The 13,786-nt window shown below is 60.0% G+C and carries 10 protein-coding genes; 3 read left to right on the forward strand and 7 right to left on the reverse strand.

Translation table 11 applies throughout. The features are described from left to right. Positions 1-46 precede the first annotated feature (46 nt). The 5 genes from EIK79_RS11015 to EIK79_RS11035 are packed head-to-tail and all read right to left on the reverse strand — an operon-like array spanning position 47 to position 5,968. On the reverse strand, positions 47-1,099 hold the full coding sequence (locus tag EIK79_RS11015) for an ABC transporter ATP-binding protein (protein WP_124955178.1): 1,053 nt from the start codon (positions 1,097-1,099) through the stop codon (positions 47-49). Beyond that, positions 1,092-2,120, reverse strand: coding sequence for an ABC transporter ATP-binding protein (locus tag EIK79_RS11020; protein WP_124955179.1), 1,029 nt, complete (start codon positions 2,118-2,120; stop codon positions 1,092-1,094). Before EIK79_RS11020 ends, EIK79_RS11015 begins: the two co-directional genes overlap by 8 nt. Before the next feature lie 25 nt (positions 2,121-2,145). Next, positions 2,146-3,132 carry an ABC transporter permease gene (locus EIK79_RS11025; RefSeq protein WP_124955180.1) on the reverse strand — a complete coding sequence of 329 codons (987 nt, stop codon included), beginning with the start codon at positions 3,130-3,132 and terminating at the stop codon, positions 2,146-2,148. Beyond that, positions 3,125-4,144: an ABC transporter permease gene (locus tag EIK79_RS11030; RefSeq protein WP_221621727.1), complete on the reverse strand. Its 1,020-nt coding sequence runs from the start codon at positions 4,142-4,144 to the stop codon at positions 3,125-3,127. The genes EIK79_RS11025 and EIK79_RS11030 overlap by 8 nt, the downstream gene beginning before the upstream one ends. A gap of 6 nt (positions 4,145-4,150) precedes the next feature. Further along, positions 4,151-5,968 (reverse strand): ABC transporter substrate-binding protein, encoded by a 1,818-nt coding sequence (locus EIK79_RS11035; protein WP_124955181.1) that lies wholly within the window; start codon positions 5,966-5,968, stop codon positions 4,151-4,153. A gap of 119 nt (positions 5,969-6,087) precedes the next feature. Between EIK79_RS11035 and EIK79_RS11040 the strand changes: the two genes are divergently transcribed. Together EIK79_RS11040 and EIK79_RS11045 are read left to right on the forward strand one after the other, a co-directional pair. After that, a complete protein-coding gene (locus EIK79_RS11040; protein WP_124955182.1) occupies positions 6,088-6,309 on the forward strand; it encodes a hypothetical protein in 222 nt (73 codons plus the stop codon). A 54-nt stretch (positions 6,310-6,363) separates the two neighbouring features. Beyond that, positions 6,364-7,527, forward strand: a complete 1,164-nt coding sequence (locus EIK79_RS11045; protein WP_124955183.1) for an oligogalacturonate lyase family protein — start codon at positions 6,364-6,366, stop codon at positions 7,525-7,527. Between the two features lie 16 nt (positions 7,528-7,543). On the opposite strand, the gene EIK79_RS11050 is transcribed toward EIK79_RS11045, so the two are convergent. Next, positions 7,544-9,532 (reverse strand): beta-galactosidase, encoded by a 1,989-nt coding sequence (locus EIK79_RS11050; RefSeq protein ID WP_124955184.1) that lies wholly within the window; start codon positions 9,530-9,532, stop codon positions 7,544-7,546. 103 nt (positions 9,533-9,635) lie between these two features. Between EIK79_RS11050 and EIK79_RS11055 the strand changes: the two genes are divergently transcribed. After that, positions 9,636-12,326, forward strand: coding sequence for a family 78 glycoside hydrolase catalytic domain (locus tag EIK79_RS11055; protein ID WP_124955185.1), 2,691 nt, complete (start codon positions 9,636-9,638; stop codon positions 12,324-12,326). 169 nt (positions 12,327-12,495) lie between these two features. On the opposite strand, the gene EIK79_RS11060 is transcribed toward EIK79_RS11055, so the two are convergent. Next, complete coding sequence (locus EIK79_RS11060; protein WP_221621728.1) at positions 12,496-13,704, reverse strand: right-handed parallel beta-helix repeat-containing protein; 1,209 nt, start codon at positions 13,702-13,704, stop codon at positions 12,496-12,498. Between the last annotated feature and the right edge of the window lie 82 nt (positions 13,705-13,786).

Genomic DNA, 13,786 nt, shown 5'->3' on the forward strand with positions numbered 1-13,786 from the left:
ATTTCCTCCGTACGGCGCTCCCGCGCCGTATCTGTCTGTGTGTGGCTCACTCATGCAGCGGCTCACTCTCCCAGTAGTCATGCGTCTCGTCGCTCCGAAAGCAGTGGCTCTCGTGGTTGGGACCGACATCGTACGATTCCGGTTGGGTCGCTCGGCACGCTGCTCGTGCTCGTGGACACCGCGTATGGAACCGACAGCCGGATGGTGGATTCGTCGGATCGGGAACGTCGATCTCCCTGATCGGAACTTCCGTTTCGACATCCTCGTACAGTTCCGGCGTCGCCCACTTCAACACCTTCGTATAAGGGTGTTGAGGGTTCTTGAGGATCTCGTTGACCGGTCCGATCTCTACGATCTGACCGAGATACATCACGGCAATCCGGCCGTCAGCCTGCTGGGCGATATACCGGGCGTTCGAGAGGTCGTGTGAGATGAACAGATACGACGTGTCAAACACCGACTGGAGTTCGAGCATGATGTCCATCATCTCGACGCGCAGCGACACGTCGAGCGCGCTGATCGCTTCGTCAGCGAGAACCACGTCTGGGTTCACCAGCAGCGATCTGACCAACACGACCCGCTGTTGTTCGCCGCCCGAGAGTTGGTGGGGATACCGGTTGACGAAATCTTCGGCCGGTGACATCCCGACGTGTTCGAGCAGCGTGAGAATCCGCTCTTGGCGTTCCTCGTAGCTTAGCTCCGGTTGCCACCGTTTGAGCGGCAACATCAACGAGGTGAGAACGCGCTGGTTCGGATTGAGTGCGCTGCCTGGGTCTTGATGGATGATCTGTAGCGAGCGGCGGATCTCCTCGAACGGCAGTTGGATTTCTCCACGGCTCTCACGGGCGTCCCAGATGTCCTGTCCGCGGTAGGTCACCGACCCGCTGGTCGGACGCTGGGCACCGATCGCAGTCTTTCCGAGTGTGGACTTTCCACAGCCGCTTTCACCGATCAGCGCGACAACGTCGTTCTCTTCGATGTCCAATGAGACACCGTCGACTGCGCGGACGGGATTCTCGTTCGATAAAACGTCGAGTCGCCCGTCCTGACTGTTGAACTCGACGGTTACATCCTCCATCGAAAGGAGTGGCTCACTCATCAGCGACACCTCGTGGGTTGTTTCGGATCGGAACGGTTTCAGGAACCTCCGCGTGGTAATGACAGGATGCCTCGTGTTCGGTCTCGACAGTCATCAGTTCGGGTTCAATCGAGTGGCATTTCTCTTCGGCCATCGGACAGCGCGGATGGTACGAACAGCCCGAGATGTACTCGACCGGATCGGGTTTGTTCCCTTCGATCGTTCGGATCTCATCGGGTGGCGTCGTGAGATCCGGTGTTGTCGAGAGGAGCGCCCGTGTGTAGGGATGGGCGCTGTGGTACAGTAGTTGGTCGGTCTCGGTGATCTCCACGAAGTCGAAGGCGTACATCACCGCCATCCTGTCCGCAATCTTTGTCAGCAACGGCAGGTCGTGGGTGATGAACACCAGCGTGAGGTCGAACGTCTCTCGGATCCCGCGCAGAAGATCAATGATTGATCGTTGCATGAGCAGATCCAGCGCCGCCGTCGGTTCGTCAAGCAGCAACACTTCCGGTTCGAGAAGGAGGCTCAACGCGATGAGCGTGCGCTGTTGCATTCCACCGGACAGCTCGTGTGGGTGAGAGTCCAACACTCGATCAGGATCCAGATACAACTGTTCGAGGATCTCTTTGCCTCGTTCCATGCCCGCCGGAACGTCGTACCCGTGGTCTTGCAGCGTCTCCCGGAAGTGATCTCTGATTGACATCACGGGGTTGAACGAGGTCATCGCCCCTTGGAACACCATCGCAACCTGCTCCCAGCGAAATCGTCGCAGTTCCTCGGGATCGAGATCGAGCACCGAAATCGGATCACCATCCTCGGGGTAGTACGTCACCTCTCCGGACACCGTTCCGGGTTCCGGAACCGCGTCGAGCAACGACAGTGCAACCATCGATTTGCCGCTGCCACTCTCTCCGACGATACCCAGCGTCTCCTCTCGATACACGTCGAGATCGACGTTTCTGACGACGTTTGACTCCCCACGGTCGACGCCGAACGTGACAGCGAGATCGCGGATTTCGATGGCAACGTCGTCGGTCATTGTCGATCACCTCCTGATTCAGTGCTCATTCTGTCATCTCCTTGTCGTCGATCGTCTCCGCGTGGCGCGCCTGCAGCCGCACGTTGAAGATAGCGTCCATCGCTTGTGAAAGCAGAACGAACGCGAACGACATCAATATGATGGTAATCATCGGGAACACGAGCCACGGAAGCAGTTCGGATCTGGTTAGCGCGTTTTCCTGATATGCGAGGTTCATGAGTACACCCCAGTTGTACGTCGTGAACGGGAGAATGCCCAGAAAGTACAGCGACACTGACTCAAAGATGACGCGTCGAGACGTCAGTGACGCGTTGACGAGGATGAACGGCATGAGCTGGCCGGCCACGTCCCGGCGGAGTATTGATGACGTCGGGAGTCCCATGATCTGTGACGCCTCGACGTAGCTCTCTTCGCGGATGCTGAGCACCTGCGATCGGACCGTCCGGGCGAGACCGGGCCACATGTCGATACCGAGGAAGACGCCAACAATGTAGGGATTCGTCGGCTGGAAGATCGCCGTGATGACGATGATGAGCGGCAGTCCCGGGATCGTGATGATGATGTCCGCCAGCATCATGAGCACTGCGTCGACCGGGGTTCCACGCATGAAGCCCGATAGCAGACCGACGACTGCCGCTACACCGACGGCGACGATGGCTCCTGCGAAGATCATCCTGAACATGTCCGGCGTCGCGTAGATGATCTGGTCAAGGATCGATCGTCCGTAGAGGTCGGTGCCCAGCGGATAGGCCAGTTCCTGGAACGGTCCTTGCAGTTTTGGATGATCTCCCGAGGACGGTTTCGTAGCCAGCCAGACGCCGACCGTCCCCATCAGACCGTACAACAGGAGGATCGTTCCGGCTACGACGGCGCGCCAGTCGTGGATGGCGATCCGGAGCGGAGCGAGCACCGTCAGATCGAGCGTGCGTTTCAGTCGAGCCGACCGAGACGGTGGCTCTCGGTCGGTGTCGTCGAACAGCTCTTCGAAGTCGAGTTCGTCAGCCTCACTCATTCGAATCACCCGTTGAGATGCGTGGGTCGATGTAGCCGTATGTGAGATCAGCAATGTAGATGGCGAGCAGCGTGATCGTCGTGAACACGAGCAAGGTCCCCATCAACACGGGATAGTCGTGTAAGAGAACGGCGTCGTACAGCAGCTTTCCCATCCCGTTGTACGCGAAGATCTCCTCAACAACGACCGTACTCGACAGCACACCGGCGATCCCAATCATGAACTGGGTGTACAACGGCAGCACCGAGTTCCGTCCGACGTACTGCATCGCAACGCGAGAGCGCCGCAACCCTCGAAGCTCTGCGACTCGGACGTAGTCGTCACCGAGCACCCGGATCGCGTTGCCCCGCATGGTAAGCGCGCCGCCCGTGGCAAGGATTCCCATCGACACCACTGGAAGTGTGGCGTGCCGGACGACGCTACTCATGTACTCCAGCGTGAATCCGGGATCGACGAACGTCCCATACCGGCCGTTGATCGGGAACACCGAGTATTCGATGCCCAACACGTACACGAGGATGATCGCAAAGATGTAGTAGGGCACCGAGTTGAGGAAGATCACGCCGATCGAAGCGACCGAATCGAACAGCGAGCGTTCCTTGTACGCCATCACCGCTCCGAGAAACAGACTCACCGTATAACCCAGAGCGAGCGCGTACACGCCGATGAACATGGTCCAGGGAACGCTTTGGAGTATCAGGTCCAACACCGGTTCTCCCTGATAGATCGAGGTGCCCATGTCTCCCTGTATGAGCAGCGAGTGGAGGTAGTTGTAGTACTGAACGTGCAGCGGTTTATCCGGGTTGACGTTCGCGTAATGTTCGACCATCTGATTGAGGAGATCGAGATTCACCGATCCCCCGACCTGTCCGGACTCAGCGAGGATCATCGCGCGCATCGCCTCGGCTGGCCCACCTGGCATCGCTTGGTACAGCGCGAACGTGAACGTCACGGTCACGAAGAACGTGAGGACCATCTGGCCCGTGCGTTTCAGAACGTATCGTGGATGCATGGATGGTCACTCGGCGCGATTGATCCAGCCGTGCATGAGTGCGGTTTCACCGGGGCGGTCCATATCGAGTTTGACGTTCTTCTCATCCCCTGATGGGAAGTCGTACGCCTCAACATCGCCCCACGAACCGCTGCGCTCCTCGATCCAAGTCAGATTCGGCAGATCGAAGTTGAACCACTGGACGAGCGTCCGCGTCATTTTCTTCACTTCCTCGGTGGAGCTTGCGACCGGGAGATCGGTCATGAGCTGTGCTGGTTTGATGGTGACGCTGTCGCCGCCGAGTTCTTTAGCACCGACTTCGGAGGGAATCTTCAGTTCAAATGGAATCCCTGTGACACCCGTCTCCGCGTCGCTGGTCGGGTCACCGACTTCGACGCCGTAGAAATCGTTCGAGAAATACGATGTCGGATGCCACAGGGCGGCCGCGACGTGCCAGATCCACCACATATCGTGGTCGTACTGTTCCAACCTCTGGTAGTAGTCGTTCGACCCGACGGTCGTTACGTCCATTCCGAAGCCGAACGATTCGAGTTGGTCGCTGACCACGACGCCCGTCGAGGACTGGAACTGGCCGTCGTTTGTCAGGAAGGTGAATTCGACAGGATTTCCGTCCCCGTCGAGCACTGTCCCGTTTTCGCGCGTGTAGCCGGCCTTTTCCAGTTGCGTTACGGCCCCTGTTTCGTCGGCTTCGATGGGGTAGTTGATCAACTGGTCGGCCCATCCCTTGCCGAGGAACTTCTCGTGGATTGACGACCGGATACCGGTCTGCACTGCGGGCGGTTTCCCGACGAGTCCAGATTCTACAGCGGCGTCGACCATCGGGCGCAGATCCAGCGCGTGGGCGATCGCCCGCCGAACCGGACGCTTGGCCAGATGCTTGTTCTTCCAGTTGAACGTTATTTTCTGCATCCTGAACCAATCTATCTCTTTCCAGTTCTGGAGGTTGTCCGGGTAGTCAGCTCGGTCGACTTCACCGATCAGCCCCTCCGGATACATGTCGAGTTCGTTGTTGACCTCCATAGCGCGAAGGTTTTCCGTCGCTATTTCCGAAATCAGACGCACTTGCTTGACGTTCGTTTGCTCCGCGAGCGGGTGATCCTCGTACAACTCGAAGGCGGTGTCGCTGTCGCTCCAATCGACCACCTTGTACGGACCGTTGCCGAGTCCCTCTTTAGAGAGTTGGTCGATCGGGATCTGCATGTTCCGGAGATCGTCGAAGACACCGTCCCGTTCTTTCTGTGTCGTCGCGTCTTGGAGTCGTTCGAGGTATTCCTTGTAGATCCAGCGCGGGGTGGTCAGCTTTCCGAACGTCTGATCCGTGAGATCCGCCCGCATCAGGTCCGACGAGACGTTTCCTTTGAACGTCCGTTCGATCGTGTAATCATCGACAAGCACGTTTTCCTTGATGTGTGATGTCTTAGGATCCTGTAGCCGTCTGATCTCCAGATACGTCCAGTAGTCCTCCGCCGTGAGATCATCACCGCTCCACCACGAGTAGTCCTCGGGGAACTTGATCACGAGCGTGTTCCCGTCCGTCGAAAGGGATTTCGGCAGATCCGGCCAGACGTTCCCCGCGACGTCTCCTTTGGCGATGTAGTGGTGGGTTTGGTCCTGAAGACTGTGGGCGAAATTCGACTGTCGGAAGATGTTGAACTGGACTTCAGTCGGTGATCGACCGAAGGCGTACACGAACGCCTCGCTGTCGTTCCCGCTGCCGCCTAAACAGCCTGCAAATCCTGCGATGCTGGCTGCGCCTGCCGCAGCCATGAACTCTCGTCGGCAAAGCCTCTCTTTGCCCCCTGCGTTCCGGTGTTGGAATGTCATAGACTATCGTCCATCAATGCTCATGTTGATGCCACCATAAATCCTTTCATTGGACACATCCCGGACACGATCGATTGACTAACCGAAAGCTTTGCAACCACGGCAGTGAACACTCGCGTATGAACCGCGACCGGGCAATTGCGTCGCTCTGTCGATCCGCACGCGGATTGCAACTCCTGTTCGTCGTCTCTCTCGTTTCAATCGGCGTGTTGCTCGCCTCCCTCCGTGTCGTCACTCCCGGCTCAGCGACGCACGTCATCACAATGGTGCAACTGGTTACGTTCGCGGGACTGTTCGCTCTTACAGGGACCGCGTTACTGATCTGTGTCCGTTGGAGCTAAACGCCGGTCGTTTCATGGGTGGCTTTTTATCAACTCGTCATGACTTTCGTGTCGATGGGAAGCGATCACCACCAGGGTCCCGACGCCGGGCGCGTGCTGGCTCCGGAACGGGAGTTCTACGACGATCCACAGACGAACGCCCGCATAACGCGACTGACGAGCGATCCTGAGACCCACAGTCGACACCTCTATTTCACCGAGAACGGCTGGTACGACGACCAACTCCTCGTCCGTTCGGATCGGAGCGGCACTGATGATCTGTACGCCGTTGCTCTTGACGATGGGATGATCACGCAGCTGACCGACCTGCCACGCGCTGTCAGCGGCGTCACAAGGGTCGAACACGAAGCGACGGCCGTGTTCTGGCACGACGACAGCCTTCTTGCGCTTGATCTCGAATCACTCACGGTGACCGCGCTGTACAACTGTCCGGCGGGCTACGAGGGGAGCATCGCGGCCGGCACGGCCGACGGCGAGCGGGCAGTGGTGGCAATTTCGGAACGTGTTGATGTCGACCACGACGGTGATCGGGACGCATGGATCGCTGCCCGGAGCGCTGCCGCGCCACGCTCCCAAGTGCTTTCTGTTCCATTCGATGGCGGCAATGGGACCGTCCACGTCGACGCGAACTGTTGGCTCGGTCACGTCAACGCCTCACCGACTAGACCGGAGCTGGTGACCTACTGCGAGGAGGGGCCGTGGGAGGCTGTCGATCGGATCTGGGGGCTGGATCTGGCGACGAACGAAACGTGGCGGATTCGGTCGACTGGCCCGGATGAAGCCGTCGGTCACGAGTACTGGCTGGCTGACGGCGAACAGATCGGATACCACGGCTGGCGAGGGACACGCGCGGACCCTGACGCATTTTTCGGCCACGTGCGGTATGACGGGGAAAACGTCCGCGAAGCTTCTGCGCCCGATATTTACACCCACTTTCACAGCAACAGCCGAGCACTCGTCGTCGGTGACGGAACGTATCGTGGCGCACCCTCCGTTCTGCTCTGGGAGTGGAACCCGAACGCCGCCGCGTACGAGACGCCGCGGAAACTCGCCACTCACGGCTGGAGCGGCGACGACGATGTTCATCCCCATTCTCGACTGTCTCCTGAGAGCGAGCGGGTGGTGTTCGACAGCTCTCGTGGCGGAACGAGCGACGTGTATCTCGTCTCGGTTCCTGACGATCCCACGACGGTGCCCGTGTTCGATGGCACCGGGTAGCCACGCGTCGGTGTGCTCACGCTCGCTTGTTGACCGTGAGTCCGTCGAGCAGATCCCGGTCGGCAACCGCGAGATCGAACGGGTCGATCCTTGCGCTTCCGATGGACCACTCGGCGTCAGTTTCGACATCGATCCGATCGCTCGTGAAGTTCAGCACCCACGTGTGGTTATCGCGCACGGCGGCGCGAACGCCGTTGGGCAACCGGTCGGCGTGATCGACGCCACTGCGCGTGAGCAGTGTGTCTACCAGATCGTCCGCAAGTTCCTGTTCGGGCCAGACGCCACAGTAGACGACGTGTCCGTCACCGACAGCGTTGCGAACGCCCGCCGTGGAGCCGTTGAGTTCGTTACCGGTGTACTCCACGACCGGAACGGCGGCGTCGGCGTCGAGCCGCTCGGCCCACGTCCGAACGGCGTATCTGGTTCCGTTGACGACAACGGTACGGTCGAACTGATCCGGAACCGTCTCGTAGTGCGTGACCGTTGCGCCGACGAGAGACGACAGCGGTCCCGGCGGGGACGCTGGTCGGAGCTTGTTCCCCTCGTCTTTGACGCCTGTCCGCGGGCCGAGGAGCAACTCACCGCCTGAAGCGACGTACTCAGTCAGGTGATCGGTAAGATCCTCAGTTGCGATGTGCAGTGTCGGCGCGACGACAGCGCCGTATTCCGAAAGATCCGTGGTTGGATGCACGACAGCAACCTGAACCCCTCGCGCCCGAAGCGCCCGGTAAAACGACTGGACGAGCGCCCAGTAGTCGAAATCGGGCGCGTGGGGCTGCTCGGAGAGTGCCCACACGTTCTCATAATCGTGTAGCAACGCAACCGACGCGTCGACATTCCCGACATCGAACAGCTCCTCAGCAGCCCGGGCGGCGTCGTGATACCCGCGGTCGGGCGACCCATCGCGCTTGCGGAGTCCGGCGTGGTACTGCTCTTGGCCGTGGAGACACCGCCGCCACCGGAAGTAGACGACGGCGTCGGCACCGTGAGCGACGGCGTGGTGTGCCCACAGCCGCATCGCGCCCTCTGCGGGTTGGGGTGAGTGTGGCGGCCAGTTGATGTCACCTGGCTGCTGTTCCATTACCCAGAACGGTCGTTCTAGAACGCCTCGGTGCAGATCGTGGTTGAACGAGATCAGATCCGGATCGCCGGCCTTGAGTTGATCTGGCGTGGGTTGCCCATCGGTCGCCTGAACGTGTCCGGTGGGGTAGGAGTCCCACGAGAGCAGATCAAGATCGTCAGCGATATTGTACAGGTCGATCGCCGGAAACCGATCCATGAAATTATGCGTGACGAACCAGTCACCGTACTCGCGGAGCAACTCCGCTTGGAGGCGGTTGTACGCGACGATACTATCCGAACAGAACCGGCAGTAGTCGAGCACCAGCGATGGGTGGTCCTGTGCTGGTGTCGGAGCGGGCACCGACGCTTGCTCGACACTGTCGTACTGTTGGCTCCAGAATGTCGTTCCCCACGCGTCGTTGAGTCCGTCTGCATCACCGTACCGCTCCGCCAGCCAGTCGCGAAACGCCCCGTCGCAGTCCGCACAGTAACAGCGTGCGGTGTCGTGACAGCCGTACTCGTTATCGATCTGCCAGCCCACGACGTGGGAGGTGTCAGCGTAGCGGTTCGCCAGTTCGCGGACAACACGCTCGGTTTCCACCCGGTATCTCGACGAGTTGACGCAGTACTCTCGGCGGCTTCCGCCCGCTCTGACCGTTCCGTCACGGTCGGTCTGTCGGATCTCAGGATGCTCGTCGAGGAGCCACCGTGGCGGTGAGGCTGTCGGCGTACAGAGGACGACGTTCATCCCGTGGTCACCGACGAGCGCGACGATCTCGTCTAGCCACTCGAAGTCGAACGTGTTGCGCTCGGGTTCGAGTCGTCCCCACGAGAACTCGGCCAGTCGGACGTACTCGAAGCCTGCCGCAGCCATCTCTCGTACGTCTGTTTCCCATCGCTCCTGAGACCACTGCTCCGGATAGTAACACACACCGATCGACATGGCTTCGTGTTCGCCGGGACAACCATAAACGTTGCCGCAGTCGATGATGACCGATCCACGCCAACGGGGAACGTTTTATCGCTCCCCGTTCAACGGGACATCGATGAGCGATCGAGACCGACCGACAGATCTCAGCACGGAGTACGCGCAGGATCCGATCGGCGTCGACGAACCGAATCCAACCTTCCGGTGGCGTGTCGCAACTGATCGACGGGGAGCTTGCCAGTCGGCTGCCCGCGTCCTTGTCGCGTCCGCTCCCGTTCGGCTCAGTCCCAGAGCAGCGGATGTCTGGGATTCGGGAAAACAATGCTCGGCACGCCCCGCTATCGAGTACGACGGTCCACCGCTCGCCGCTGGCTGTCGGTACTACTGGACGGTTCGGGTGTGGAACGAAGCCGATCGACCCAGCGAGTGGAGCCAGCCAGCAACGTGGGAGATGGGACTCTCTGAGGCGGACTGGGAGGCGTCGTGGATCCGACGGGCTGGAACTGACCAGAGCAGTCCGTTCTCCTGTTTCAGGCGGTCGGTCGCGGTAACTGGTGCGATCGAGCGCGCTCGCGTCTTCGTCTCCGCGAGCCACCAGTACGCGCTGTCGATTAACGGTGAATCGGTCGACCGGGGGCAGGCGTTCGCGTATCCCGATAACCAGTACTACAAAACCCTCGACGTGACGGATCACCTCGGCTCCGGTGAGAACGTTCTGGGCGTCGTACACGCCTACCACGGCGCGGGACAAGGCCGGCCCGCGAGCAAGCCGGGACTCATCCTTCAACTGCAGATCGACTTTGCGGATGGGCGATCGACGGTTGTGGTGACCGATGAGAACTGGGAGACGACCGCCGGGCCGTGGCTCGACGCGCCGCTTCGCAACGAGGAGATCGCTGAGCCGGTCGAGATCATCGACGGACGGCGGCTGTCGCCCGGCTGGGACGAACCGGGCTGTGACGCTGATTGGGAATCGGCCGAAGTCGTCGGCACTCACCCGACTGATCCGTGGGAGCGACTGGTGGCCCAACACCGCGAAGTCACTCACGAGACAGTCCATCCCGAATCGGTCGACCGGCTCGATTCCGGAGCGGTCGTGTTCGATTTTGGACGTGTATACCCAGGTCGGCCGGTCGTTCGCTTCGAATCGGGAACGGACGGTCACCGTGTCGAGATGCGCGCCGGATACCATCGCACGGATAGCGGGGTGGCCGACACGGCCGGCACACAGGCGACTGACATGCGGTATGCGTACGTCCAACGAGCCGGCCGACAGGAGTTCCGTTCGTTCAACTACCTCGGCTTCCGGTACCTACAGATCGACGATCCGGGCGAATCGCTCTCGTGTGAGCAGGTGTCGATCGCGGTCTCGTACAACGCGGTTCCGGACCGGAACGCGGCGACGTTCGATTCCTCGAACCCCGTGCTCGATGAAGTAGTCGAGCTGGCCCGCCACTCCGCGCTGTACGGCTGTCAGGAAGGATTTGTCGACACCCCGACCCGCGAGAAAGGGCAGTTTTTGATGGACGCGTTCAACATGTCCCGAGTAACGACGCTCGCGTTCGGTGAACGACGGCTGAGCCGGGGTGCCATTCGGGAATTCGTTCGGTCCCACTACCGGTACTGGGCAGCGACCGGTCGACTCAACGCCGTGTATCCGAACGGCGACGGCAAGCGGGACATTCCGGAGTTCACCGCGGCGTTTCCGGCGTGGGTGTGGCATTACTACCAAGTCACAGACGACCGCCGCGTGCTCGAAACGGCCTATCCCGTTGTCCGCGCTGTTGCTGATTATCTCGTTCGCCACATCGATTCTGACACCGGGTTGGTGACGAACATCAGCGGCGGTGCGGGAGGACCGTACGAGGCGGGCATTGTGGACTGGCCTCCCGAAATGCGATACGGCTACGACCGTGATTGGCCTGCGCTGACGACGGTCAATCTCTTCGGCGTGAACGCGTTCAAACGAGCGGCGGACATCGCCGTTGCGCTGGACCGACCACGCTCTGAACGAGCGTACTTCCATAAACAGCATCAGCAGTTGGAAACGGCTGTTGTCGAGTATCTCCACGACGGCGAACTGTTCGTTGACGGCCGTGACGCCCACGCGTCCAGCGATCACGCCTCTCAGCACGCCAACGCGCTCGCGCTCGCGACCGGCACCGTTCCTGAATCGTCGATCGAGACCGTGACCGATCACGTCGTCGATTCGGGAATGCAGATGGGACCGATGATGGTGCCGTGGCTGCTTGAAGCGCTCCAAACCACCCACAGACCAGCGGCGTTCGTCGAGTTGCTCACCGATCCCACGGCAGACGGCTGGGCCAACATCCTCGAACAGGGCGGGACGTTCACGTGGGAGTCGTGGCACTGTGGCGCTGATACCCTCTCTGAACAGGCGCGTCGAAACCGGAGCGAATCCCACGCCATGGGTGCAACGGTGTTCACATACGTTTTGCAGGTGTTGCTCGGTGTTCGGTTCGAGGACCACGCTGACCGACGGCTCCGTGTCCGTCCACCTGACGCTGGACTCGACGCCGCTTCCGGCCGCGTTCCGACTGAATGCGGTGCTGTCCGTGTCTTCTGGGAGCGAAATGACGGACTCGATCTCACCGTGACGATCCCGTGGAACACCACCGCGTCCGTCGTGGTTCCGTCCAGGTCGAACCGAATCGGCATCAACGATACGACCGTTGCCGTCAACCGGTCGACAGAGGTCAACCTGTCTGGTGTCGACGCCGTCCGTGACACCGGTGACGCCGTCGTAGTCGATGTTACCACTGGCACCTACCGGATCACCACCGACTGACTGTGTGTCCGGTATCGTCGGTGTCGGATTATAACTGTGTGGTGCACTCACAGCGCGGTTCGGCCCTCCTACTCCCCCCGCTCGAAACGGTTTCTGCCGTCCGTTCATACCGGATGCCGACCCAGCGGTTCCGTTCACGAGCCGGTTGTTTCGTCGGTAGGGATCGCTCTCAACAGAACGTGTTACCGGAGACCTCGGTAGTAGCGGCGTACGTTTCGATGCCAGTGGCGTTGTTACATAGACTGTTGTTCAAGATTCTATTCTCTTCGGTGTCTGGTCCAGTTTCGTAGACGCCGTAGTCGTTGTTGTCGATCTGGAGGTTTTGGACCGTGACGTCCCGCGTGTAGTGGTGGGCGTCGGAACTGCGCGAGTCGATACGGATCCCTTCGCCCACGTTGTTGGTAATCGTGCCGCCGTCGACAGTCATGTTTCGGGTGTCTTGGATGAGTGCGCCAGATTCACAGCTCTCGATAGAGACGTTCGAGACGGTGATGCCGTGGCTCCCCGAAACGGTGAACAGCCCGCGACCACAGTCGACGGCCCGTAATTCTCCAAGGTAGATGTTCGGACCGCAGTCGTTGGCACACCGAAAGCCGGCGTACCCCCCACCTTGGTCCGCGCGCGTAGCATCGACGGCGTCCACAGTCGCGTCCGTTGTGTCGTTTAACAGCAACCCACACCCGTCGGTATCGACGGTTTCTACGGTGCCAATGTCGACGCCGTCGACGCCGTACGTCTCGACCGCGTGATGAGCAGCGCCTTCGATCGACGCGTATTCGAGGCTGAACCCCTGTGTACGACCGCCGCCACCGCTGTCGTCGACGCGGATTCCGAGACCGATGTCAGTTGTATCGTACAGCGACATCTCGATAGTGCCAAGCGCCACGTCCGAACAGCTTTTGATCCAAAGCCCGTACCGTGGATTGCCTTCAACACGGAGGTTCTGGATCTCGATCGACTGGACGTTTTCGGCCTCGAACGGAACGATGAGGTCCTCGCCCGTGTCCTCAACGAAAATCGTGCCGTTGTGATCAATGACTGTGTAGCTGTCGAGCCTGACGGATTTGAGCGACTCCGTTGCGGTGAACGTTCCGGAGTTTTTGATGAGCACTTTCTCCTTAGTGGTCCGTCCGTCGGTGAGGCTGTCGACTGCGGCCTGTATCGCGTCCCGGTAGCTCCCGCCTGCATACACCGTTCCGCCGTTCGTGGCGTACCACGTACTGCCCGTTTGGTACACTTCGGCGTCGTGGCTGCTCGCGCTCGCCGTCCCGGTAACCCCGATTCCGGTGAGCAGTCCGGCGCTCCCGAGCAGAACGCGGCGGCGTGTAACCGGCCGTGAGGTGGCAGCCGTATGATCGGTCTCAGTACTAGATGGCATGTCATCTCTTACCATATAATATTCATATATTCTATACATTAATAAAATTAATCTAATATTTGTGACAATAGATTGGGGAAAT

Origin of the sequence: Halocatena pleomorpha, from assembly GCF_003862495.1 — an archaeon.
In the GTDB taxonomy this organism is placed as follows: domain Archaea; phylum Halobacteriota; class Halobacteria; order Halobacteriales; family Haloarculaceae; genus Halocatena; species Halocatena pleomorpha.

Excerpts from the sequence above, each read along its gene's own strand:
- EIK79_RS11015 (WP_124955178.1), bottom strand. The coding sequence starts at position 1,099 with ATGAGTGAGCCACTCCTTTCGATGGAGGATGTAACCGTCGAGTTCAAC.
- EIK79_RS11020 (WP_124955179.1), bottom strand. The coding sequence starts at position 2,120 with ATGACCGACGACGTTGCCATCGAAATCCGCGATCTCGCTGTCACGTTC.
- EIK79_RS11025 (WP_124955180.1), bottom strand. The coding sequence starts at position 3,132 with ATGAGTGAGGCTGACGAACTCGACTTCGAAGAGCTGTTCGACGACACC.
- EIK79_RS11030 (WP_221621727.1), bottom strand. The coding sequence starts at position 4,144 with ATGCATCCACGATACGTTCTGAAACGCACGGGCCAGATGGTCCTCACG.
- EIK79_RS11035 (WP_124955181.1), bottom strand. The coding sequence starts at position 5,968 with ATGACATTCCAACACCGGAACGCAGGGGGCAAAGAGAGGCTTTGCCGA.
- EIK79_RS11040 (WP_124955182.1), top strand. The coding sequence starts at position 6,088 with ATGAACCGCGACCGGGCAATTGCGTCGCTCTGTCGATCCGCACGCGGA.
- EIK79_RS11045 (WP_124955183.1), top strand. The coding sequence starts at position 6,364 with ATGGGAAGCGATCACCACCAGGGTCCCGACGCCGGGCGCGTGCTGGCT.
- EIK79_RS11050 (WP_124955184.1), bottom strand. The coding sequence starts at position 9,532 with ATGTCGATCGGTGTGTGTTACTATCCGGAGCAGTGGTCTCAGGAGCGA.
- EIK79_RS11055 (WP_124955185.1), top strand. The coding sequence starts at position 9,636 with ATGAGCGATCGAGACCGACCGACAGATCTCAGCACGGAGTACGCGCAG.
- EIK79_RS11060 (WP_221621728.1), bottom strand. The coding sequence starts at position 13,704 with ATGCCATCTAGTACTGAGACCGATCATACGGCTGCCACCTCACGGCCG.